Origin of the sequence: Pseudomonas sp. PA1(2017), assembly GCF_001945375.1 — a bacterium.
In the GTDB taxonomy this organism is placed as follows: Bacteria; Pseudomonadota; Gammaproteobacteria; order Pseudomonadales; family Pseudomonadaceae; genus Aquipseudomonas.
On sequence record NZ_MSXU01000009.1, the window covers coordinates 1,512,749 to 1,535,297 of the forward strand.

At 61.4% G+C, this 22,549-nt stretch carries 20 protein-coding genes; 11 read left to right on the top strand and 9 right to left on the bottom strand.

Annotated features, from left to right (window positions below):
* Nucleotides 1–6: 6 nt before the first annotated feature.
* From BVH01_RS13855 to BVH01_RS13865, 3 genes are all read left to right on the top strand, one after another.
* Nucleotides 7–645 (top strand): N-carbamoylsarcosine amidohydrolase, encoded by a 639-nt coding sequence (locus BVH01_RS13855; RefSeq protein WP_075930846.1) that lies wholly within the window; start codon nucleotides 7–9, stop codon nucleotides 643–645.
* Between the two features lie 173 nt (nucleotides 646–818).
* The gene (locus tag BVH01_RS13860) at nucleotides 819–2,135 is read left to right on the top strand and encodes an MFS transporter (RefSeq protein ID WP_075930847.1); all 1,317 of its coding nucleotides are present in this window, start codon (nucleotides 819–821) and stop codon (nucleotides 2,133–2,135) included.
* A gap of 127 nt (nucleotides 2,136–2,262) precedes the next feature.
* Nucleotides 2,263–3,528 (top strand): OprD family porin, encoded by a 1,266-nt coding sequence (locus BVH01_RS13865; protein WP_075930848.1) that lies wholly within the window; start codon nucleotides 2,263–2,265, stop codon nucleotides 3,526–3,528.
* A 164-nt stretch (nucleotides 3,529–3,692) separates the two neighbouring features.
* On the opposite strand, the gene BVH01_RS13870 is transcribed toward BVH01_RS13865, so the two are convergent.
* The 3 genes from BVH01_RS13870 to BVH01_RS13880 all read right to left on the bottom strand — a co-directional run bounded on the left by BVH01_RS13870 (nucleotide 3,693) and on the right by BVH01_RS13880 (nucleotide 7,666).
* Nucleotides 3,693–5,756, bottom strand: a complete 2,064-nt coding sequence (locus BVH01_RS13870) for a TonB-dependent receptor (protein ID WP_218189100.1) — start codon at nucleotides 5,754–5,756, stop codon at nucleotides 3,693–3,695.
* Between the two features lie 262 nt (nucleotides 5,757–6,018).
* Nucleotides 6,019–6,918: a Na+/H+ antiporter NhaA gene (gene nhaA, locus BVH01_RS13875; RefSeq protein WP_083659471.1), complete on the bottom strand. Its 900-nt coding sequence runs from the start codon at nucleotides 6,916–6,918 to the stop codon at nucleotides 6,019–6,021.
* Nucleotides 6,919–7,237: 319 nt separating this feature from the next.
* On the bottom strand, nucleotides 7,238–7,666 hold the full coding sequence (locus BVH01_RS13880) for a hypothetical protein (RefSeq protein ID WP_083659472.1): 429 nt from the start codon (nucleotides 7,664–7,666) through the stop codon (nucleotides 7,238–7,240).
* A 275-nt stretch (nucleotides 7,667–7,941) separates the two neighbouring features.
* Between BVH01_RS13880 and mntP the strand changes: the two genes are divergently transcribed.
* Both mntP and BVH01_RS13890 read left to right on the top strand, forming a co-directional pair.
* Complete coding sequence (gene mntP / locus BVH01_RS13885; protein ID WP_075930849.1) at nucleotides 7,942–8,508, top strand: manganese efflux pump MntP; 567 nt, start codon at nucleotides 7,942–7,944, stop codon at nucleotides 8,506–8,508.
* A 3-nt stretch (nucleotides 8,509–8,511) separates the two neighbouring features.
* Nucleotides 8,512–9,414 carry a hypothetical protein gene (locus tag BVH01_RS13890; RefSeq protein ID WP_371915595.1) on the top strand — a complete coding sequence of 301 codons (903 nt, stop codon included), beginning with the start codon at nucleotides 8,512–8,514 and terminating at the stop codon, nucleotides 9,412–9,414.
* Nucleotides 9,415–9,440: 26 nt separating this feature from the next.
* Here the strand turns inward: BVH01_RS13890 and BVH01_RS13895 are convergent, their stop codons facing one another.
* A complete protein-coding gene (locus tag BVH01_RS13895; protein WP_075930850.1) occupies nucleotides 9,441–9,875 on the bottom strand; it encodes a GNAT family N-acetyltransferase in 435 nt (144 codons plus the stop codon).
* A gap of 260 nt (nucleotides 9,876–10,135) precedes the next feature.
* Here BVH01_RS13895 and BVH01_RS13900 point away from each other — a divergent pair, with 260 nt between their 5' ends.
* Complete coding sequence (locus BVH01_RS13900; protein ID WP_256562762.1) at nucleotides 10,136–12,721, top strand: ATP-binding protein; 2,586 nt, start codon at nucleotides 10,136–10,138, stop codon at nucleotides 12,719–12,721.
* Nucleotides 12,722–12,758: 37 nt separating this feature from the next.
* Here BVH01_RS13900 and BVH01_RS13905 read toward each other — a convergent pair whose 3' ends face one another.
* On the bottom strand, nucleotides 12,759–13,862 hold the full coding sequence (locus BVH01_RS13905; RefSeq protein WP_371915596.1) for an AbrB family transcriptional regulator: 1,104 nt from the start codon (nucleotides 13,860–13,862) through the stop codon (nucleotides 12,759–12,761).
* Between the two features lie 104 nt (nucleotides 13,863–13,966).
* On the opposite strand from BVH01_RS13905, the gene BVH01_RS13910 reads away from it, so the two are divergent.
* From BVH01_RS13910 to BVH01_RS13920, 3 genes are all read left to right on the top strand, one after another.
* Complete coding sequence (locus BVH01_RS13910; RefSeq protein WP_075931041.1) at nucleotides 13,967–14,869, top strand: LysR family transcriptional regulator; 903 nt, start codon at nucleotides 13,967–13,969, stop codon at nucleotides 14,867–14,869.
* A gap of 130 nt (nucleotides 14,870–14,999) precedes the next feature.
* A complete protein-coding gene (locus tag BVH01_RS13915) occupies nucleotides 15,000–15,566 on the top strand; it encodes a TetR/AcrR family transcriptional regulator (RefSeq protein ID WP_075930852.1) in 567 nt (188 codons plus the stop codon).
* A 61-nt stretch (nucleotides 15,567–15,627) separates the two neighbouring features.
* A complete protein-coding gene (locus BVH01_RS13920) occupies nucleotides 15,628–16,104 on the top strand; it encodes a nuclear transport factor 2 family protein (protein WP_075930853.1) in 477 nt (158 codons plus the stop codon).
* 130 nt (nucleotides 16,105–16,234) lie between these two features.
* On the opposite strand, the gene BVH01_RS13925 is transcribed toward BVH01_RS13920, so the two are convergent.
* Together BVH01_RS13925 and BVH01_RS13930 are read right to left on the bottom strand one after the other, a co-directional pair.
* Nucleotides 16,235–16,939 carry an SDR family oxidoreductase gene (locus BVH01_RS13925; RefSeq protein WP_075930854.1) on the bottom strand — a complete coding sequence of 235 codons (705 nt, stop codon included), beginning with the start codon at nucleotides 16,937–16,939 and terminating at the stop codon, nucleotides 16,235–16,237.
* Between the two features lie 100 nt (nucleotides 16,940–17,039).
* A complete protein-coding gene (locus BVH01_RS13930; RefSeq protein ID WP_075930855.1) occupies nucleotides 17,040–17,933 on the bottom strand; it encodes a LysR substrate-binding domain-containing protein in 894 nt (297 codons plus the stop codon).
* A gap of 159 nt (nucleotides 17,934–18,092) precedes the next feature.
* Here BVH01_RS13930 and BVH01_RS13935 point away from each other — a divergent pair, with 159 nt between their 5' ends.
* Complete coding sequence (locus BVH01_RS13935; RefSeq protein WP_075930856.1) at nucleotides 18,093–18,998, top strand: DMT family transporter; 906 nt, start codon at nucleotides 18,093–18,095, stop codon at nucleotides 18,996–18,998.
* Between the two features lie 201 nt (nucleotides 18,999–19,199).
* Here the strand turns inward: BVH01_RS13935 and BVH01_RS13940 are convergent, their stop codons facing one another.
* Nucleotides 19,200–19,673: a DMT family transporter gene (locus BVH01_RS13940; RefSeq protein WP_075930857.1), complete on the bottom strand. Its 474-nt coding sequence runs from the start codon at nucleotides 19,671–19,673 to the stop codon at nucleotides 19,200–19,202.
* A gap of 10 nt (nucleotides 19,674–19,683) precedes the next feature.
* Entirely contained in the window at nucleotides 19,684–21,084 is a 1,401-nt protein-coding gene (locus tag BVH01_RS13945) for an amidohydrolase family protein (protein WP_075930858.1), read from the bottom strand.
* A gap of 143 nt (nucleotides 21,085–21,227) precedes the next feature.
* Here BVH01_RS13945 and BVH01_RS13950 point away from each other — a divergent pair, with 143 nt between their 5' ends.
* Nucleotides 21,228–22,127, top strand: coding sequence for a LysR family transcriptional regulator (locus BVH01_RS13950; protein WP_075930859.1), 900 nt, complete (start codon nucleotides 21,228–21,230; stop codon nucleotides 22,125–22,127).
* The last annotated feature ends 422 nt before the right edge of the window (nucleotides 22,128–22,549 follow it).

Below are 22,549 nucleotides of genomic sequence, written 5' to 3' on the forward strand. Positions count from 1 at the left end.
ACGACCATGAGCGCGCAGAGCCTTAGCGACAACTATCAGGGCGTCTGGGGGCAGCGTATCGGCTTCGGTGCGCGACCGGCCCTGTTGATGATCGACTTCATGCAGGGCTACACCACGCCAGGCGCGCCGCTGTATGCGCCGGGTGTGGTCAGCGCCGTGGAGCAGTCGGTGGCGTTGCTGGATGCGGCGCGCCGGCTGGGTGTCCTGCTGGTGCATAGCAACATCCGCTACCACGCCGCCGATTGTGCTGACGGTGGCATGTGGGTGCGCAAGGCGCCGGTGATGAAGGACATGGTCGACGGCAACCCGCTGGCCGAGTTCTGCGCAGCGGTCGCGCCGCTGCCGGGGGAGCAGGTGGTGACCAAGCAGTACGCCAGCGTGTTCTTCGCTACCAGCCTGGCTGCACAGTTGCATGCCCAGGGTGTCGATACCCTGATCCTGGCGGGCTGTTCGACCAGTGGCTGCATTCGGGCGAGCGCCGTGGACGGCGTGCAGCATGGCTTTCGCACCATCGTCGTGCGCGAGTGCGTCGGCGATCGCCACCAGGCGCCCCACGAGGCCAATCTGTTCGACATCGACAGCAAGTATGGCGATGTCGTCAGCCTGGAGGAAACACTCGACTATCTGCAGCGGCTCGCCCGCTGATTCACCATAAGGAGCTGGCGGTACGCTGCCTGTTCCATTGATCGCCCCACCGAGGGCGGTCGCCATGCATGCATGGCACTGACGCTGCCTTGGGAAGTCGCCGTTGCGACGCTCAACGCGTCGACGACTGCTGGCTTCAACAAAAATCACAAGTCACCGCCAGGAGACACGCAATGCCTTACGTACCCGCTACCAGCACCGCCATGGGCAGTGCTGCCGACAGCTCGAACGAGCTGTACCGCAAAGTGACCTGGAAGCTCATTCCGTTTCTGTGCTTCTGCTACCTCGCCGCTTATCTGGACCGCATCAACGTCGGCTTCGCCAAGCTGCAGATGCTCAGCGACCTGCAATTCAGCGAGGCGGCCTATGGCCTGGGCGCCGGATTGTTCTTCGTCGGTTACATCCTCTTCGAGGTGCCCAGCAATCTGGTGCTGGAGAAGGTCGGCGCCAAGGTGTGGATCGCCCGCATCATGATCACCTGGGGGCTGCTGTCGGCCTGCACCATGTTCGTCACCACCACCACCGAGTTCTACATCATCCGCTTCCTGCTCGGTGCGGCGGAGGCCGGCTTCCTGCCGGGTGTGCTGTACTACCTGACCACCTGGTACCCGACCTACCGACGCGGGCGCATCATCGCCTTGTTCATGATCGGCCTGCCACTGTCCAGCGTGATCGGCGGGCCGATTTCCGGCTGGATCATGAACCACTTCGACCAGGTCAACGGCCTGCGTGGCTGGCAGTGGCTGTTCCTGCTCGAGGCGATTCCCAGCGTGCTGCTCGGCATCCTCACCTTCTGGGCACTGCCCAATCACTTCAACCAGGCGAAGTGGCTCAGTTCCGAGGAGAAGGCGCAATTGGCCAATGACCTGGCAGCCGACGACGCAGAAGGCAAAGACAGCAAGCACAGCTTTCGCGACGGCTTCTTCAACCTCAAGGTGTGGATGCTGGGCGGCATCGACTTTTCCATCCTGCTCAGCGCTTACGCCATGGGCTTCTGGATGCCGACCTTCATCCGCAACACCGGGGTGACCGACACCTTTCACATCGGCCTGCTGACCGCCATTCCCAGCCTGGCGGCGCTGGCCGGCATGCTGCTGATCGGCGCCAGCTCGGACCGCCATCGCGAGCGACGCTGGCACATCATCGTGCCCTTCATCGTCGGTGCCGCCGCCATGGCCAGCAGCACGCTGTTCAGCCATAACCTGGTGATGACCGTGACGCTGTTCGCCATCGCTTCGGCAGCCATCATTGGCGCCGTGCCGGTGTTCTTCAGCCTGCCGGCGACCTTCCTCAAGGGCACGGCAGCGGCGACCGGCTTCGCCCTGGCCTGCTCGGTGGCCAACATCGCCGGCCTGGTGAGCAACTCGCTGATGGGCCTGGTTACTGATCTGACCGGCACCAGCCACGCGGCGCTGTGGTTCTTCGCCGGTTGCCTGATCCTCAGTTGCCTGCTGGTGATCGCCCTGCCAGCCAAGCTGGTCAACCGCTAGCGGGAAACTCCTCCTGGCGCTGCCAGGGCGTGAATCCTCACGCTCTGGCCTTTACACCTTTCATTCTTTCGTTCGCCACGCTCATTGCTGGCGGGGCGCGTTCGTGCCCGTGTTTTGGGGAATCGACATGATCTATCTGCGTCGTATGTTCGGCAGCTGCCTGGCAGCTGGTTTGAGTTTTTCTGCCCAGGCCGAGGAGGGCGGCTTCATCGAGGGTTCTCACGCCGACCTGCAACTGCGTAATTACTTCTTCAGCCGCGACTACTCCGGCATCGTGGGCAGCAACCCGCAGTCCCGCACCCAAGAGTGGGCGCAAGGCTTCATCTTCGATTTTCGCTCCGGCTACACCCAGGGGCCGCTGGGCTTCGGGGTCGATGTGCTGGGCCTGTACGGCATCAAGCTCGACAGCGGCCGCGGCCATACCAGCAGCGGCCTACTGCCGGTGCACGATGGCCGCGCGGCCGACGAATATGGGCGCATGGGCGCGGCGCTCAAGGTGAAGCTGTCGAACACCGAGCTGAAGGTCGGCGAGTTGCGGCCGAACCTGCCGGTGCTGGTGCACAGCGATTTGCGTCTGCTGCCGCCGACCTATCAGGGCGCCGCCCTGGTTTCCAATGAAATTCCGGGCCTGACCCTGCAGGCCGGGCAGATGCGCTCCACCAGCCTGCGCGACTCCACCGATCGCCAGGATCTGTACGGGCTGATCAACGATCCCATCAATCCGGCGCGCATCGCCCGCTTCACCAGCGACCGGTTCAACTACCTGGGCGCCGATTACGCCTTCAATGACAAGCGCACCAGCGTCGGTATCTGGCAGGCCCAACTTGAGGATGTCTATGCCCAGCGCTTCTACAGTCTCAAGCATGCCGAGCCCCTGGGCGACTGGACCCTGGGCGCGAATGTCGGCTACTTCGACACCCGCGACGAGGGGCGCAGTATCGCCGGCAAGCTGGATAACCAGTCGACCTATGCGCTGCTGTCGGCCAAGCACGGCGGGCATACCTTCTACATCGGCCATCAGCGTATCGACGGCGACGACGGCTTCATCCAGGTGGGCGCCAATACCAACCCCATGGGCAACACCTTGCCCACCTACGAGTTTTCCGCGCCTGGCGAGCGTTCCTGGCAGGTTCGCCACGACTACGACTTCGCCGCACTCGGCATCCCTGGCCTGACCAGCACACTGCGCTATGTGACAGGCGACAGCGTGGACACTGGCCGCGGCTTCGAAGGCAAGGACTGGGAGCGCGACCTGGATCTGGCCTACGTGGTGCAAAGTGGCGTGCTCAAGGGCGTGGGCCTGCGTTGGCGCAACGTCACCGCGCGCTCCAACTACCGCACCGACATAGACGAGAACCGGCTGATCGTCAGCTATACGCTGAGCCTCTTCTAGCCGGCCACTTCTGCCGGGGCAACCTGGCAGAAGCGACATCAGGTGCTATCGCGACACCGCGAGGTCGGGGTGCCTGCATATCAGTTTGATGTTCGCAGGTGACGGGCTGCCGACCTGCCGCCGGCGATCGGATCGCTGGACGGCAGGCCCAGGTCAGCGCCGGCTCAGAAGAAGTACCTGACCGACGCGCCCAGTGTCGTGGACGGCTGCGGCACCGTGACCAGTCCTCTGGTAGTGCCGTAGGCGACTTCGCTGCCGTAGCGGTGCGGCTGGAAGATGCCGTACACGCTGAATTGGTAGTCGCTGTAGTCGTAGGAGGCGCGCAGGTCGTAGCGGGTGTAGACCGGCATCTCCCGTTGCTCGGATCCCACGTAATAAGGAACGCCCGAGAGGTGGTACGCATCGGCGTTGAGCGTCAGCTGGCCGGCCATGAAGTTGTCGCGGTATTGCACGCCCGCCTTGTAGGTGTGCTCGGGCACTACCAGGCGATCGCCGGTGCCGGCAGGCGGATTGTCGATCACTGCATCGAGAATGCGCCCATAGCTCGCGTAGGTGCTGATGGTGGAAGTTGCCTGGTAGTTGAGGCTGGTTTCGATGCCCTTGCGCGTGGTGTCGCTGACTTGCTCGAAGACGCCTGGCGAGGTCTGCAATGTCTCGCTGTCGTTCTCGATGTAGTAGAACTCGGTGGTGCTGGACAGGTGCTGCGTCGGGCGCACGGTGAAGCCGATATCGTAGGACGTGACCTTGCTCGGGCGCACGCTGCCGTTGATCCGACCGCCTGTCTCGCTCGATGGCAAGGCGCCGCTGCTGCCTGAGCTGATGTACTCGGCGGCTGGCGAGCGAAAGCCCTGGGCAGCATTGGTGAACACTTCGAACCGTTCGGTTGGCGCCCACACCAGGCCGAGTTTCGGCGTGGTGACCGAGCTGTGATAACCCGTGTCGGCGTCGCGGAATTTCAGGTTCTCGATATCGTAGTCGAAGCGGTCGTAGCGAATACCGGCCAGTACCTTGAGCGAGTCGACGGGCTTGTACTGACCCTGGGCGAACACGCCGTAGGTGATCAGGTCCTGGTCGAAGTCGAAATAGAAATTCGGCGTCGGTTCGAAATTGCGGTATTGCTGGCGATAGGCATCGCCCTTGTCGCGGCGCACGTCGGCCCCGACCATCAATGAGGCGGTCTCCTCGTGCACGAAGTTATAGGCCAGGCGGCCGCCATAAATGTCGCGGTCATCCCTGCCGTAGTTGTGGGTGTTGGCACCATTGGAAATACCGCGCACACGTTTAAAGTCCTCGAAGTAGGCGGTGTAGTACAGGCCTTCTTCTCCGTCGGCAGGCGCACGGTTGAACACGTAAGTGTTGCGGTTGGCGTTGCCGAAGCCGTACAGGTTGTCGGTATCGCGACGGCTGATCGTGCCGGCTTTCAGGGCGGGCAGGTTCAGATAACCATCATTCTTGAAATCCGATTGATAGTGACTGAAGCGCGCCGAGTACTTGGCATCGCCGAAGACCTTGGAGAGCTTCCAGAAATAGTTGTCGCGGTTGGTCTCGGCCGCCTTGCGGTAGCCATTGGTCTTGTAGATATCCGCGACGAACAGCGACTGGAAACCTTCGTGTTCGCCACCCAGCACCAGGTTTGATCGCCGGCCATCGAAGCTCGCCACTTCCAGGCCGATGCTGTTGGCGACATCGCCGCCGTCGAGCGTTTCGATGTTCACCGCACCGGCGCGATTCTGGTCGCCGTACAGCGCCGATATCGGCCCCTTGATCACATCGACGCGCTTGATCATCTGCGGCGTCAGCCACTCGAGAAACACCGGGCCATGACCCGCACCGCCCTGGCTCGATGGGATGTTCTGTGGCACACCGTCGACGTACACCGCCACGTCGGCGCCGTGCGTGCCATTGGTGGTGAACCCGCGCATGCGGAAGCCGTTGCCCGTGTCACCCTGGTCGATATTGTTGGCGACGACACCGGGTACGCGGCGATAGATGTTGGAGATGTCACGGTCGACGTTCAGCGTGCGAATTTCCTCATCCGTGATGGTCGTCACCGCGGCAGGCAGGCTGTCCGGCGCGTTGCTCACCTTGCTCCTCGTCAGCGGCTTGATCTGGCCCGGTGTGCTGCCTTCGCCGACTACCTCGATCGCTTCCAGCTCCGTGACGTTTTCAGCCTCGGCAGCGCAAAGCGCGGTACACGAGACCAGGCAGGTCAGCGCTGCGCCTCTCAAAACCCAATCCTTTCGGTGATTCGCGGATCCGTACATAAAGCAGACATTCCCCAGGTGTAAGATAAACATTAAGTAAACGTTATATCATAACGCTATTGATGAGCTAACGAGTCTTTGGAGAATCCGTCTATTTGGTCAGCCGCTTGTTAGGGAGGGATGTGGCTGGCGAATCACCTGCGCACCGAAGCAACGCGATCTACCGAGCTGGTGTGCGCAGCAATCTGTGAAGAGGCCCGTCACTGACGGGCCTCTTGAGGCTGGCTCACAGGCGCTGTACGTCGCCGTCCTGATGGATTTCATCTCGTTGCTGCTGCTCTTGCTGCAACTGATCCTGCGCTTTCGGTGCGAAGCGCAGAATCAGGCACGCCACGATGGCCGAAAGCAGCGAACCGAGCAGGATGCCGATCTTCGATTCTTCGACCGACGCCGGGTCGCCCGGAAAGGCCAGGCCGCTGATGAACAGGCTCATGGTGAAGCCGATGCCGCAGAGCATCGACACCGCGTAGATCTGCAGCCAGGTGCAGCCGCGCGGTTTCGCCGCCAGCCCGGATTTCACCGCCAGCAGTACGCCGCCGAAAACCCCGAGCTGCTTGCCGAGGAACAGGCCGGCGGCGATGCCCAGCGGCAACGGCGCCAGAACATCCGTCAGCGACAGACCGGCGAAGGAAACCCCGGCGTTGGCGAAGCCGAAGGCCGGCACGATGAGAAAGCCCACCCAGGGTGCGATCCCGTGTTCCAGGCGGTGCAGCGGCGACTCGTCCGCATCCGGCTCGCCCGGTGAGGGAATGTAGGGGATGAGAAATGCACCCACGACCCCGGCAATGGTCGCGTGTACGCCAGAGAGCAGCGTGAGATACCACAGCAGCGCCAGGCCGATCAGGTAGGGCCAGAGCGCCATCACGCGCTTGCGGTTGAGCACCAGCAACACGCCGATCACCAGTGCGGCGGCCAGCAACGCGACGACGTTGATCGACGAGGTGTAGAAGATCGCGATGATGGCCACGGCGCCCATGTCGTCGATGATCGCCACCGACACCAGCATCAGCTTGAGCGACAGCGGCGCATGCCGGCCCAGCAAGGCCAGCGCGCCCACGGCGAAGGCGATATCGGTGGCAACCAGGGCAGTATGATGGCGGCCGTTTGGAACGAACTGCAGCTGCATAGTGAGACAAGATGCACCGTTCTTTCTCCGCCATGCCTGACAACCGTTACCTCGTGTTCATTGAAAAGCCGCTTTGCATCCATGGCGCCAAGAAGCTTCTCCAGGGGGACGTTGAGGTTTCCCATGTCCCCTGGTACTGCCAGCAGGGGGTGGCGGTTTTTGTCCATCGCCAGGCCTAGAACTCGGACGAGTTCGTTCGGGCAAATACCGTACTTGAGTGTGTGGTGCAGCATGACTTGCGTCGGTTGATCCTGGTCCTTGAGGAGGCGAGGTGTTGGACAGACTCGCTGGGCCGGATAACCTGTTTTTCAGGTGCGATTCAGCCCTTTGATTCCCAGCCATTGACGATGCCGTCGTCAATGGTGATACGCAATCCGTACCGGTTCTTACCTTGAGGACGGTATTTCCATACTTCACGCATCTTGGTTTTCAGATATTTCTGATCAATAGCGCTGGGGCCGCCAATCGAGTCGATGACTTGCGCCTGCGTCATGCCATCCCAGATTTTCCCACTGAATATCGACTGCACCGTCGCCTCGTCGCCGTAGCGACTGCGCAAGTACTTCAATCGGTTTGCGCGCTTACTATATCGATACAGTAGATAAAGGGCGGCAGATGAAGCCGTTGCGCCGAGCAACATTGGCCAAGCGCCTGCTTCAGATACTTTCTGAAAAATGAACAGGGGAATGCCAATGAACAGCGCAAGCCCAATGAGGGCCTGTTGATCTTTTGCTCTGATTTTTGCCATAACCACTTCCTGGCTGTGTGATGGCTAGAGATTAGTAGCCGCTGCAGCAAGAGTCACCGCGATAAGACTTTCTACAGGCTATGACTTTGAGTATAGTTGCCGCCCTTGTTGGGGAGTAGCCTGCTCGCGACCTCGGTCGTAGAGCGTTTGTGTCAACATTTTCGGCAACATGCCGTGGCACGAACACCTGCCGGTTGGCGAGACCAACGATACATCCACACCTAAAGCCGGGCGTGTGGACGTGTCGTTGACTCATAGCCCGGCTGGTAGTGACCGTGAATCCCATCTCTCTCCTGTTCCTCGCTTTGGCGATGTCGACCGATGCATTCGCAGCGGCGATTGGCAAAGGCGCGAGTCTTCACAAACCGCGCTTTTCAGAAGCCTTGCGCACGGGCCTCATCTTTGGCGTCATCGAGGCCATCACGCCCATCATCGGCTGGTTCATCGGCCAGGCTGCCGTCAGCTTCGCGGAGCAATGGGATCATTGGATCGCCTTCACACTGCTCGTGCTGCTTGGCGTCCATATGATCTACAACGGCTTGCAAGAGGACGAAGAGGAGCCGGAACGCTCGGGCCAGCACTCTTTCTGGATTCTGGCGGTTACGGCATTCGCGACCAGCATCGATGCCCTCGCCGTTGGCGTGGGGCTGGCATTCGTCGAGGTGAACATTCTGTTGGCGGCAGCTGCGATCGGTATCGCCACCGCGGTGATGGTGACCATTGGCGTGATGCTCGGGCGGGTGTTGGGTACCGTCGTTGGCAAGCGTGCCGAGATCGCGGGCGGCGTCGTGTTGATGCTGGTTGGCGCCGGCATTCTCTTCGAACACCTGTCGGCAGCGTGATTGATGAGCGAAATGATGCGTGGACACAGCGAGCCTGGCGCCAGGGCTCGCGCAATACGTTCCGGGCTTTGTGGCGTTGCGTTACTGGTCGCAGTTGCCCTGGCGTTTTTTGCCTGGCAGAACTTCTTCCCGGTACAGGCTTCGGACGGTTGGCGTTACAGCGTGGCCTATGAACGGCTGCCCAAGGTGGCGTCGTTGATTCCTCAGGAGGATGGGGCGCTGATCCTGTCGCAAGAACTCGATCATGGCCAAGGGAGCATCCTGCGTATCGCCCCTGATGGTAGCCAGGCAATCATGGTGGCCAACCTTTCCAAGCCCGACGGCATGATACCGGCCCGTGGCGGCTGGGTTTACAGCCAGGAAGTCGAAGGCGCGGTGGTGCGCTACTTCAAGGATGGCGTATCCACAGATCTCTTCAAGGGCCAGAAAGTGCAGGGCTTGTGGGACGACGGCGAGTATCTCTATGCCATAGAGGACCGCAAGGGAGATGGGCGGTTGTTACGTTACCGATGGAATGACGGAGCCCTTGAGACGGTTCGCGATCATCTCGACGAGGCAGAGTCCGTCACGCGCTGTGGTGATGGAAGGATGCTCTACACGGAAAAGGAGAGGGGCGTGGTGCGTCAGTTGAGTGACGATGGCGCAGATCCCGTTGTGCTGGCCGGCCTCAACCAACCCACTTACCTGATGTGCGATGAGCGTGGACTGTGGATAAGCGAAGACACCACGCATCGTGCACGTCTCTTGTTGCTCGACTCCCATGCCCGGCTGCAAACCATCCTGTCTTTCCTCAAGGCACCACAGATGCTCACCCGTACACCGCAAGGGACCTACCTGCTTGCCGAGGGTGGCCGAGATCGAATCCTGGAAATAACGCCTCCCGTCAGTGACGGAGGTCATCCCTAAGGCGGTGCGTCTGCCACAGCGCTCGCTCAGGCGTTCCGGTTCCCCGAGCGGATGAACGAGTATCGGTCGATATCGGTTCGCAGTTGCCAGCCCTGCCGTTGCCAGTAGCGGGCCGCTGCCTCGTTGGTCTTGAGAACGTCCAGGTGGCATTTCTCTATGCCGAGTGTTTCGAGGCATGCGAGGCAGCGCTCCACCAGCGCATTGGCGATGCCCTGGCGCCGATACTGCGGGAGCACCAGCAGATGCTGCAGATACCCGCGGCGTCCGTCGTGGCCGCACATCACGCAACCGCACAAGGCGCCGTCGATCTGCGCCACGAAGCTCATCTCGGGGTTGCGTTCCAGGTACCGCGAAGTCGCTTCACGCGAGTCGGCGTCGCGCAGGGAGATGCCTGGGGTCATGCGCATCAGTTCGATGACTGCGTCGTAATCGTCCAGGGTCATTACACGAATGCTGAACATTGGTACCTCGCTGTATAGGGTTGCGGCCTGGCCGGTCAGGCGTACTCCATCGTCTGCTCGAGGCCGCTTACTGTCCGTCGCCCATTATCGCCCCACTGATGCTTCATGGTTGCCTTTCTGAGACACTGAAAACCGACCATACTGAGACGAGAAGGTCGCGCCAAAACACCTCTTTCCTCACCCCCCAACTTGAACGAGACTGCGGACCAAGATTTTGCAGCCGTCGGGAGATCCATTTGCTTACCGTTCCGATGGATCTGATGGCTGATGACTGCCTCGCTCATGTGCTCGATGCCAGTGAGCGCCTGGCCAGAGCCACCTCGGTCGACGAGGTCGTCGCCATATTGCGTGACACGGCGCGTGCCAGCGTTGGCGCGGAGGGTGTGGCGATCATCGTCGAAAGCCAGGGGCGCTGCTCCTACGTGGCAGAGGATGCCGCCGCTCCGCTTTGGCAGGGCCAGAGCTTCCCATCCGAGCAGTGCATTTCCGGTTGGTCGATACTCAATCAGCAGACCGCGGCGATCCGCGACGTTCGGCTTGACCCACGCGTTCCCCAGGAAGCCTACGCGACCACCTTCGTGCGCAGCCTGGTCATGGTGCCCATCGGCCGGCCGGTGCCGAGCGCGGCGCTTGGTGCCTACTGGTCCGATGTTCGCGATCACCACCCCGATACGATCGAGCGCCTGGAAAGCCTGGCGCGTCTGGCGACCATCGCCATCGAGAATGCGCGACTGATCCAGGCGCGCAACCGCGAGGTGGCCATCGGCGCGGCGCAGAAACGCATTCTCGAACTGGCGGTAGAGGAAACGCCGCTGAACGTCACGCTGGATGCCATCGTGCGCGAAGTGGACGGGCTCTCGGTGTCTGGCTTCATGGGCAGCATCCTGCTTCTCGATGAAAGTGGGGAGCTCCTGGAGCATTGCGCAGGGCCATCTCTGCCCTGCATATACAAGGATGCCGTCAAAGGCATTGGCATTGCCCCGAGCGCGGTCACGGCGGTGGCCGACATCAGCAACGACCCGAGCTGGGCCGAACTGCGGAATCTGGCCGTGGAGCAGGGGCTGCAGATCTGCTGTTCGATCCCCATCCGTTCGGCGCAAGCCGCCTTGCTCGGCGCGTTCGTGCTGTATCACCCGGAGCGCCGCGAGCCACTGCAGGCTGATATCGAGATCATCGATTTCGCGGTGCATACCGTCGGATTGCTCGTGCACCGCACCCGCGCGGACTCGGCGATTCGAATCAGCGAGGCGCGGTTGCGCCTGGCGGTCGACCATGCCGATGTGGGGTTTTGGGATGTGGATTTCGTGCACAACAAGCTCATCTGGCCGGTGCAGACCAAGACGATGTTCGGCATCTCGGCTCATGTAGATGTCACCTTGCAGGACTTCTACGACGGCCTGCACCCCGAGGACCGTGACGCGACGATCACCGCCTTCACGGCCGCCGCCGACCCCGAGCGGCGAGCGCTCTATGAGGTCGACTATCGCACCATCGGCCGCGAGGACGGCATCGTGCGCTGGGTCGCGGCCAAGGGCCGGGGCGTGTTCGACGCTGCCGGCAAATGCTTGCGCGTGACCGGCACGGCCATCGACATCACCCCGCGCAAGGTGGCCGAGGAGGAGTTGCGCGAGCTCAACGAGACCCTCGAACGGCGTGTTGCCGAGGCCATCGCCGAGCGTGAGGAAGTGCAGAAGGCGCTGCGCCAGAGCCAGAAGATGGAGGCCATGGGGCAGCTTACCGGTGGCGTCGCCCACGACTTCAATAACCTGCTCACGCCCATCGTCGGCACCCTCGACATGCTTCAGCGCCGCGGCGTGGGCGGCGAGCGCGAGCAACGGCTGATATCCGGTGCCATGCAATCGGCCGAGCGTGCCAAAACGTTGGTGCAGCGGCTGCTGGCCTTCGCGCGTCGCCAACCGCTGCAGACGGAGCCGGTCGACTTGGCCAAACTGGTGGTGGACATGGGCGACCTGCTGGCCAGCACCACTGGCCCGCAGATCAAGGTGATCGTCGATGCGCCGGAGCATCTGCCCGCAGCCATCGCCGATCAGAATCAGCTCGAAATGGCGCTGCTCAACCTCTCGGTGAACGCCCGTGACGCCATGCTCGAGGGCGGGACGATCCGTATCTCGGTCAGCCTGGAGGCGGTCGATGAAGGCCACCGTTGCAAACTTCCGGCTGACCACTATCTGTGCCTGTGCGTCGCCGATACCGGTACCGGCATGGACGCGGCGACGCTGGCCCGCGCGGTGGAACCGTTCTTTTCCACCAAGGGCGTGGGCAAGGGCACTGGCCTTGGCTTGTCGATGGTGCATGGGCTGGCCTCGCAACTGAACGGCGCGCTGACCATCCAGAGCGCGCCGGGGCTCGGCACCAGTGTCGAGTTGTGGTTGCCGCGCAGCCTCGCCGAGCCAGTGGCGGCGCTGCGCATCGTCGAGGCTTGCGAGCCGCGACCGGCCCGCGGCACGGCGCTGTTGGTCGATGACGAAGACTTGGTGCGCGCCAGCACTTGCTACATGCTGGCCGAGCTGGGTTACCGGGTGATCGAGGCCGGCTGCGGCGAGGAGGCCATGCAGCGGGTGGCCAGCGGCGAGCCCTTCGATCTGCTGGTTACCGACCACCTGATGCCGGGCATCAATGGCACCGACCTGGCCCGCCTGGTGCGTGCCTCACGGCCTGGCATCGGCATTCTGCTGGTGTCCGGCTACGCGGAGCGCGAGGGACTTGACCCGGAGCTACCACGGCTCACCAAGCCGTTTCGCAAGAGCGAACTGGCGGCCAGTCTGGCTCAGCTTCGCGGCGAATCCTGGGACGAGGCGCCCGAGGCCGAAGCCGCGGCGCCGTAGGCCAACTGACCGTAGACTAGGTGATGAACCGTGCCTGTCAGGCCGGGTTGTCCCGTTCTTCCGGCCTTGCCACGGCGGGTGTCGTCAGGCGGATGATCTGCCTGGCGAAGAAGGCCCCGGTGAGAATCACGCCGAACAATCTCAGCGTCTGCATGGCCAGCACCAGGCCGGTGTCGGAATTGGTTTCCACCGCGATGATCGCCATCGCATCGAGCCCGCCCGGGCTGGTCGCCAGGTACATCGACAGGAAGTCGGTCCCGGTCAGCGAGGCGAGCAGCCCGGCGAGCCCGGCGCAGAGCATGATCAGTACAAGGGCGCCGATGATCATCGATGGCAGGCGCCGCCAGACGTAGCTCAGGGTTTCGCGATCGAAGCGCAAGCCGATGTAGCAGCCGATGGCCCCGTAGCCGAAGGCCAGCAGCTCGCTGGGCAGGGTGATGGTCAGAAGGCCGGCCAACTGCAGTGTGGCGCCGAGCAGCAGGGGCACCAGCAGCGCCCCCGCGGGGAGAAACGCACCGGCTACAATGCCGGTCAGAATCACGCCGATACCCAGCGCCAAGCTCCCATGGCTCGCTACTGGCGCGCTGGCGATGGCCTGGCTCACCCCGGTCGTCGCGCCCAGCAGGTGGCTGACCAGAGCGCCTACCATCACCACGCACACCACTCGTACGTACTGCATGGTGGCCACCAGACGCGAGTCGGCGCCGTAATCCTCGGCCATGGCAACCATCGCCGATGCCGCGCCGGGCGCGGTTCCCCAGGCGGCGGTATTGCCGGGGATGCCACCGAACCGCACGGTACCCAGGCCGACCAGTGCGCTCAGGCAGACCGTCAGCATCGTCGCCAGCAGCATGATGTGCCAGGAGGTCGCCAGTGACATCAACACCGACCAGGTCATGGTGTGGGCGACCAGCAGCCCAACGCAGCCCTGGCCGAACCGGAAGACGTTCTTGTGCAGGCGCAGCCCCGCACCGCAAACGCCGAACACGATGGCCACCAGCATTGGCCCCAGAAACAGGCCGGCCGGCACCTCGACGGCATGCAGGGCTTGCCCGGCAACCGCGGCGCTGAGGATCAAGGCCAGCCAGCGCAGTGCCTGGGCGGGCCGTGACAGAGGGGAGTGGGGCGCTTGCATTGGCATCCTGAACGTCACGCGCGTGAGCGCTTTGATGCAAATTATCGACAGCCTGATTCATTACGTCTATTTTCTAATTTTTGATTAACGATAACTTTTGTGAATGAATGATGGATCTGCGCGACCTCAGCTATTTCGAAACCATCGCTGAAATCGGCCACCTGGGTCGGGCCGCCGACAAGCTGAATCGCAGCCAGCCCGCCTTGACCAAGAGCATCCAGCGCCTCGAGGAGTCGCTCGGCGCGCGGCTGTTCCAGCGTGATGGTCGGGGCATCAAGCTGACCGAGGTGGGCGAGCTGCTGCTGATCAGAAGCAAACAGCTGCAGATGAGCGTTTCCGAGACCCAGCGCGAGGTGCGCGATCTCGCCAACGGCCTGATCGGCAACGTGCGCCTGGGTTGCGCGGCCAGCATGGCCGAATACCTGCTGCCGCAGTTGGCTGCGTCATTGCTGGAGCGGGCACCGGAGGTGCGGCTCAGCCTGTCGATCGCCCAGGACGACGTGTTGAAAGGCTCGCTGAGATCCGGGCAATTGGACGCGATCATCAGCCCGCTGCATGCCGAGGATCCGCAGTTCGTCACCTATCCGATCCTGCAGGACGAAGCGGTGGTGGTGGCCAGCGTCGATCATCCGATTTTCGCCGCGCCCTACGGCCTTGCCGACCTGACCCGCTACCGCTGGATATTGCCGTCGCCGGCCGTTTCTTCTCGGCGTTGGGTGGACAACGTGTTCGCCGCGCACAAGTTGGCCGCGCCTGTGGTGCAGATCGAGACCAACACCATATCCATGCTCCCCAGGCTGATCGCCCGTACCAACCTGCTGAGCTTTCTGGCCAGGGAGACGCTGCAGTTCAGCCAGGGCATGAACCGGCTGCGGGAAGTGCAACTGGCAGAAACCACCATGCAGCGAACCGTCGCGGTAACGGTCCGAGCAGAGGGCTATCTGCCGTCCGCGGCGGCCACCTTGGTCTCGATGCTGCGTGAGAATGGCCGTCAGTTCTTCAGTGGCGACTGATTGTCGGCAGAGCATTCAAGCAAGATTGCCGACCTCTTTTTCATGGTGACTACCCGGCGTTTTTCGCGATTCGGAAAAGGTTTTTCAGCGCATGCTTGACGAGGGAGAACGATCGTTCTACCTTGGGATCATGAACAAGACGACCGATACCCGCGAAAAGATTCTGGCCACCGCCGAGCAGCTCATCTATCAGAACGGTATCCATGCCACCGGCATGGACCTTCTGGTGAGAACTTCAGGCGTCGCCCGGAAAAGTATTTATCGCTACTTCGTAACCAAGGACGAAGTGGCCGAAGCCGCGCTGAAAGCGCGCGATATCCGCTGGATGTACTGGTTCAGAACCGAGTGCGACAAGGCGGATACGCCCCAGGCGCGCATCCTGAGCATGTTCACCGTGCTCAAGGGCTGGTTCGAATCCGAGGGTTTCTGCGGGTGCGCGTTCATCAACACGGCAGGGGAGGTGGGCGACCCCGAGGACCCCATCCGTCAGCTCGCCAAACTGCACAAACAGAAGTTGCTGGATTACACGCTCGAGTTGACCGAGCAACTGGATATCGAGCAACCGCAGGCATTGGCCAGGCAGTTGCTGGTATTGATCGAGGGCGCAATCACCATGGCACGTGTGATGGGCGATTACAGCGCCGCCGACAGCGCAAGGGACGTTGCGCAGCTGTTGTTAAAACAGGCCTCGCCCTGACGGCCTGAGCTTCAGAGACGCTACCCCAACCGATCTGTCCACGTTGCCTGGAGGCACTACCATGTCCGATGCCCAAACTCGCCCGCCACTTCCTCCGTTCACCCGTGAAACCGCGATCGAGAAAGTACGACTCGCCGAAGATGGCTGGAACAGCCGCGATGCGGAAAAAGTCTCGCTCGCCTACACGCTGGACACCAAATGGCGTAACCGCGCCGAGTTCGCGACCAACCGCGAAGAAGCCAAGGGCTTTCTCATCCGCAAATGGAAGAAGGAGCTGGACTATCGCCTGATCAAGGAGCTCTGGGCCTTCACCGACAACCGCATCGCCGTGCGCTACGCCTACGAATGGCACGACGATTCGGGTAACTGGTTCCGCTCCTACGGCAACGAAAACTGGGAGTTCGAAGCCGATGGCCTGATGCACCGCCGCTTCGCCTGCATCAACGACATGCCCATCAAGGAAAGCGAACGCAAGTTCCATTGGCCGCTGGGTCGTCGCCCGGATGATCACCCAGGCCTGACCGAGCTGGGCTTGTAAGCGTCGGCTTGTCGGATAGAAAACGCCCCCGACGGCAGTGCTGGTTGGGGGCTTTCTCATGGTTGTTGAAACAATGGAGCCGTAACTCGCTCCAGCACGGCGCGTTGCCGGAGCAGGCAGCCTGCCAGGCTCAGACGCCGCGCGTGACTCCGCCATCGACCCTGATGTTCTGGCCCGTGATGTAAGCCGCGCCGGTGCTTGCCAGAAACGCGACGGTGGCCGCTACCTCATCGCTGGTGCCATAGCGTTGCAGCGGCACGCCCTGGCGGCGCTCTTCGGTGGCTGGAAGGCTGTCGATCCAGCCGGGCAACACGTTGTTGATGCGAATGTTGTCCTTGGCATAGGTGTCGGCAAATACCTTGCTGAACGAGGCGAGGCCTGCGCGGAACACAGCCGAAGTCGGGAACAGGTCGCTGGGCTCGAACGTCCATGCGGAGGAAATGTTGATGATCACTCCGTCCTGCTGTTTCTGCATGATCGGCGTGACCAGGCGCGCCGGGCGCACGGCATTCAGAAAGTAGGTTTCCATGCCTTGCTGCCAGTCTTCATCGGTAAGCTCCAGGATGGGCTTGCGCGGGCCGTGGCCTGCACTGTTCACCAGCACATCGATGCGGCCCCATTTGGCGACCACGGCATCGACCAGGCGCTGAAGATCCTCGACTGACTGGTTGCTTCCCGTCACACCGATACCACCCAACGCGTTGGCCAGGGCTTCGCCTTTACCAGACGACGATAGAATAGCGACCTTGAAACCGTCCGCCGCCAGGCGCTTCGCGACCGTGGCGCCCATGCCACTGCCAGCGGCAGTGATGATCGCAACTTTTTCTTCAGGCATGCTGCCTCCCAGAGGATGAAACTGCGGTGATGCAGATAACGCCACACTAGCAGCCGCCCGGTATGTGAGGGAGGTAGCCCGGCTTCGCCTAGCCAGTAGATTAGCTATCGGTCCCCTGGCGTTTGAGCCATCCTTTGACAACATCTAGGTGCGATGCTTCCGATGCCTTGCGCGGCCACACGAGATAGAACGCTTTGTTGAGGCATAGGCGCTGCGCGAACACCTGCACCAGCCTGCCGGCGGCAATGTCATCCTTCACGAATGCATAGGTGGCGAGGGTTATCCCTTGCCCGCCTATGGCGGCCTCGATAGCCAGTGAGGTCTGGTTGAAGTGCAGGTTTCTGGCCGACGGTAACGGGTGTTCCTGAAAAACCATGGCCGTGAACTCTGGCCAGAAGTTATGTGCATCATGCAGTGCGACAAAGCCCTGCAAGGCTTCGAAGGAGTCTGGGTGGCCCTTGTCCTCGAGCAGCCTTGGACTCGCCACCGCCACGATCTGCTGCTCCATCAGCAGCTCGGCATTCAGCCCCGGGCCAAATGGCGGTTGGCCGTAACGCACGGCGATATCGACGCCATCGGTCTGGAAGTGAGAAAGGCGCTCGGTGGCCAGTAATCGCAGATCGATATCCGGATTGGTCTCTGCGAAGTTGCCGAGCCTCGGTATCAACCATTTGGAGGCGAACGTGGGCGTAACGCTCACCGTGAGTTGCGACGACTCCGGGCGCAACAGGCGTGTCGCCTCGTCGATCATCGTCAACGCTCTGCGCACGCTCTCGCTGTAGCTCCTGCCGGCATCGGTCAGCCCCAGGCCGCGTGGTAGCCGCTCGAACAAGCGAATCTCCAGGCTCGCCTCCAACCCACGGATCTGTTGCGCGACTGCGGCCTGGGTCACGCCCAGCTCTTCGGCGGCGATACGGAAATTCAGGTGACGCGCCACCACTTCGAGTACGCGCAATGCGTTGAGCGATGGCAAGCCGGGAAAGCCTGTCTGCATGGTGATGGATTTTCTATTGGCTGTGAAAAGCCTCTCTGTCTCTCTGCAGAGCGCATGGGATTGTTAGGCTTTGCAGCCTGTAGCGCCCAGGCTACGCCTGCTGTCAGGCAATGGGAAGCCGCCGCCAGTAGTAAATCCATCTCCAGAGTCGGAGCTGCCATGAACAAGTCTGCCATCGCCGTGTGCGCTTTCCTGGGCGTGATCTGGGGCAGCAATTTCATTTTCGTCAAAATGGCTGCGGCGTTCATTTCACCGTTGCAGATCACTTTGCTGCGCGTGCTGTTCGGGTTCATCCCGGTGCTGATCTATGCCGTCTTCACCGGCGCGATGCGTCGTGAACACTGCAAACATGCCCACCACTTTCTGGTCATGTCATTGCTGGCCACCGCGCTCTACTACTTCGCCTTCGCCGAAGGGACGGCCTTACTCGATAGCAGCATCGCCGGCATGCTGGGTGGTGCGATTCCCTTGTTCACCTTTCTCTGCGCCTGGCTCTTTCTCCGCAGTGAACGGCTGACCCGGCTGAAGACACTCGGCATCGGCCTCGGTTTTCTCGGCATCATCGTGGTCGCCAAGCCCTGGTCGGCACAGGGTGGTATCGATCCTAAGGGCGTCATCTACATGATTCTCGGCTCATTGAGCGTGGGTTGCTCATTCGTCTACGCCAAGCGCTTCATCAGCCCTTTGGGGCTGCCACCCGTTGCGCTCGTCACCTACCAGATCGGCATCGCGCTTGGCTTGCTGACAATCGTCACGCCCCTGCACGGCATTGGCGCCGTGTTCGATGACACCCGGGCCTGGGTAGGACTGGTCTTCGGGCTCGGCTTGCTGGGAACCGGAGCGGCCTATCTTGCCTACTACTTCATCGTCGATGCCGTGGGGGCACTGGCAGCGTCTGCCGTGACCTATATTCCGCCAGTGGTCGCCCTGCTGATCGGCTTCTGGCTTGGCGAACCGGTAACGGCGAGCGCCTGGTTCGCCATCGCGATTATTTTGGCAGGTGTTGCGCTGGTGCAGCTGTCGGGCAACAAGCGGTCAGATCGGCCTGCTGCTAAAGGCATCTGATGCCTGGAGCTCTGGCGGTAGGGGTAAAGCCGCTACGGTCAGCGCCTTTCACCAGGATGGTCAAACCCATGGCGCTTATCCCAAGCGTCTGCTGTTGGGCTGGATACGGTTGCTTGCGGCAGGCTGCTATCGGCCAGGAACGAACCTTCGGCATCGCAATCCCCATCCGCACCTCAGCACTCACAAATTGGGCCAGTGACGCTAGCCGGAGAAAAGCGCTGACCACCGATCGCCGAACAGTGCGATGACCAGACCCGCGAGCATCACCATCGCCCCGATCAACTTGATGGGAGACACCGGCCTTTCCAATGCCCCCATCAAGCCGAAATGATCGATAACCAGTGACGAAATGATCTGCCCGGCGATAGCGAGGCCGAGCAGGGCTGACAGACCGATCTTCGGCGCAAGCACCACATAACTGAGCAGCGCAGCGGCACCCAGCAAACCGCCCAGCAGGCTCCACAAGGGCTGGGCAGGGATAGCCGCCAGTGAGGCCACTATCGCCCCTCGCATTAATGAGAAGATGCCCAGGCATACTGCGCCGGCAGTGAAAGAGAACAGCGCCGCCGCCACGGAATCCCCACCCACACCTTTAGCGAGTTGGCCATTGAGTGTGGTCTGCAGGGTGATACCGATCCCCGCGGCGATGGCCATCAGGTAGTAGGCTGCGTTCATCTCACGCCCCTTACTTGGCTGACTCGAGCGGCAGGAATGTCTCGGCAAACATATCCGGCTGATAGCCTGCAGCAGCAAACAGATGCTCACGGGACTCGTCGATCGCCGCACGCAGCCTTTCGCTGTCCACGCCCAGCACTTTTCCGCCGCGTTTGACGATACGCCCGCCAATCATGACCGTGTCGACATTGCTGCGCTCGGCTGCATGTACCACGGTGCCGAAGGCGTTGCCTGACGGGTAAAGGTTGAGGTCCTGCGCGTTGATAAGGATCAGATCCGCCTGTTTGCCGGGAACCAGGCTGCCGACTTTGTCCTGTAAGCCGGCACAGACGGCGCCGTCGACAGTCGCGGCTTTGAGCAGGCCGTGGGCGGGCAGGGTCACTAGTGGACTATGGTCTTCACCGCAGCAGCGCTGCTGGTGCATGCCCATGACGCGTTGCAGGTAGAACGCCACCCGCATCTCCATGAACATGTCGCCGCTGTAGGAGGTTTCATTATCGACGCTCAGCCCCGGGCTGATGCCGTGACGCTGGGCCGACTGCATGGCGAACATTCCATCTTCAATGCCGTAGTGAGCATCTGAGCGTGGGCATACGTTGACTCTCACTCCAGCCTCGCGAAGGATCTTCCAGCCGGCGTCCGGCAGTGCGGTGCAGTGGTTGAAGATGTTGTCGGAGCGCAGCAGGCCTTCGCGATACAAACCTTCCAACTTAGCAGCCATGTCTCCGCCAAAAAACTCGGTGATGATCGGCAGCCCCAGGCGTCGGGCCTCAGCCCACAGCTCAGGTTCCAGCTGCGCCATCACCGCCAGAGAGAGCAGCGGGTTGTCACCGTTCTTGATGTATTTTTCCTGCAGGCGCGCCAGGTTGCCCGGCCAGTGGGCTTTGTCCCACTCACCCGCAACCGGCGCCCCCGAGGCGTGTACGGCGCGTATACCAGCGTCAAGCAGCGCCTCGACCGCAGCGTCGGAGTGAGCGCCGGTGCGGCTGTTGTGCGAGTTGTCCACCAGGGTCGTGATACCGGCATCGATGCAGCCCAATGCACTCAACAGGTTGCCGATATACATATCCGCCGGACGATAGTATTTGGCGAACGAGAAGTGCGTGGCGTTGCAGTAGTCTTCCAGGGTGGCGGCATTCGGATTGATTCGACGCAGTTGTCCTTCCCAGGAGTGACGGTGCGTATCGACCATGCCCGGCATGGCGATCATGCCGGATGCCTCGATCACAACAGCGTCGCCGGCTTCGAGATTTTCGCCGATGGCCGTTATGGTGCTGCCTTCGATGAGGATATCGCCACGCGCCAGATTGCCGACGTCCCCGTCCATGCTCAGCACTGTGGCGCCGCGGATAAGTGTGCGGGCGGCCGGAGCGGCCGGGGCCTGCACGATGCTGCGGTTGTAGTCCGCCATATCAGTACACCTCTTCAAATTTCGTTGGAAGCAATGTACGCAAGACAGTACTGCGGGAAAAAGATGGTTAAACTGTTTTAATTATTCAGTATTGGCGAATAATAACGCTTTTCCCGATCACTGGTTTGAGGTTGCCAGCCGCCATGGACCGTATTCAAGCGATGCAGGTTTTCGTCCGTGTGGCTGAGGCAGGAAGCTTCATCCAGGCGGCGCAGACGCTCTCTTTACCGGCCTCGACGGTCACCAGCAGCGTTAAAAATCTTGAGAAATACTTGCAAGTGCGCCTGCTCAACCGAACAACACGGCGGGTCAGCCTTACGCCGGAAGGCGCACAATATTTGGCGCAATGCCGGGAAATATTGGAGCTGATCGAACACACGGAGACCAGCCTGACGGATTCCGTAAAACGGCCGCAGGGGCGTTTGCGTGTCGATATGCCGGGCGGCATTGCCCACTTCATTGTCATGCCGAATCTGTACGACTTTTACCGGCGCTACCCGGATATCTACCTGATGATAGGTGTGAATGATCGACAGGTTGATCTGGTTCAGGAGGGCGTCGATTGCGTGGTTCGTACCGGCGAGCTCCATGATTCGACGCTCGTTGCGCGCCCACTCGGCCGGTTTCGCTGGGTGACCTGTGCGTCTGCCGCCTATCTCGAAGAGAACGGTACTCCGCAAACACCACAGGATTTGTCTCACCATCGTGCCATCCATTACTTCTCGAGCCGCACACGGCGAACGGGCGAAATGCGCTTCGCCCGTGGCACTGAAAAGATCTCGGTCCCGGTAAGCGGGACTGCAGCCGTCAACGAGACGGGGCTGTACATCAAAATGTGCCTTGAAGGCTTTGGGCTAGTGCAGCTTGCCGAGAACGTGGTCAGCGAGCATCTGCGAGAAGGGCGGCTGGTCGAAGTGCTTGCTGACTGGCAACCGGCTTCGGTTCCCGTACACCTGCTATATCCGCATCAACGGTTTCTTTCGCCAGCCGTGAGCGCATTCGCTGACTGGATCGCCGGGCTTATCCGAGATGAAAATCGGTAAGTTGCTAGCAGGGGAAAACGATCTGACTTTTGATGCTAGTTCGTCTAAATCTCCTCGGCTTCGCCGATGCTTCCAATCCCATTGTCTAGCCGTTGTAAACGTGCGCTGCTAGCCGCAAGTGTACGCCGTTGAAGGGCTACTTCCGGGCAGAAGGACGCTGATGGTCAATCAATAAGAAAGCAGCTCTGAGAGCTCGAAAGATATTTCAGACGGTGCCATTTTTTGAGACTGCTCACGTCAAGCGGGCTGTCTCTAAGAACCTGTTCACGATCTTTTTTGGGCAGCACAAAGAGAGCGCTACAAGGCAAAAGCGGCCGCACAAACCAACCTGTGGGAGCCCCGAGCTCGGGGCGAAACGATTGCAGCCTGACAGCCTATCGGCGGTGCCTGACTAATTCGCCGCGAGGTCGCGGCTCCCACAA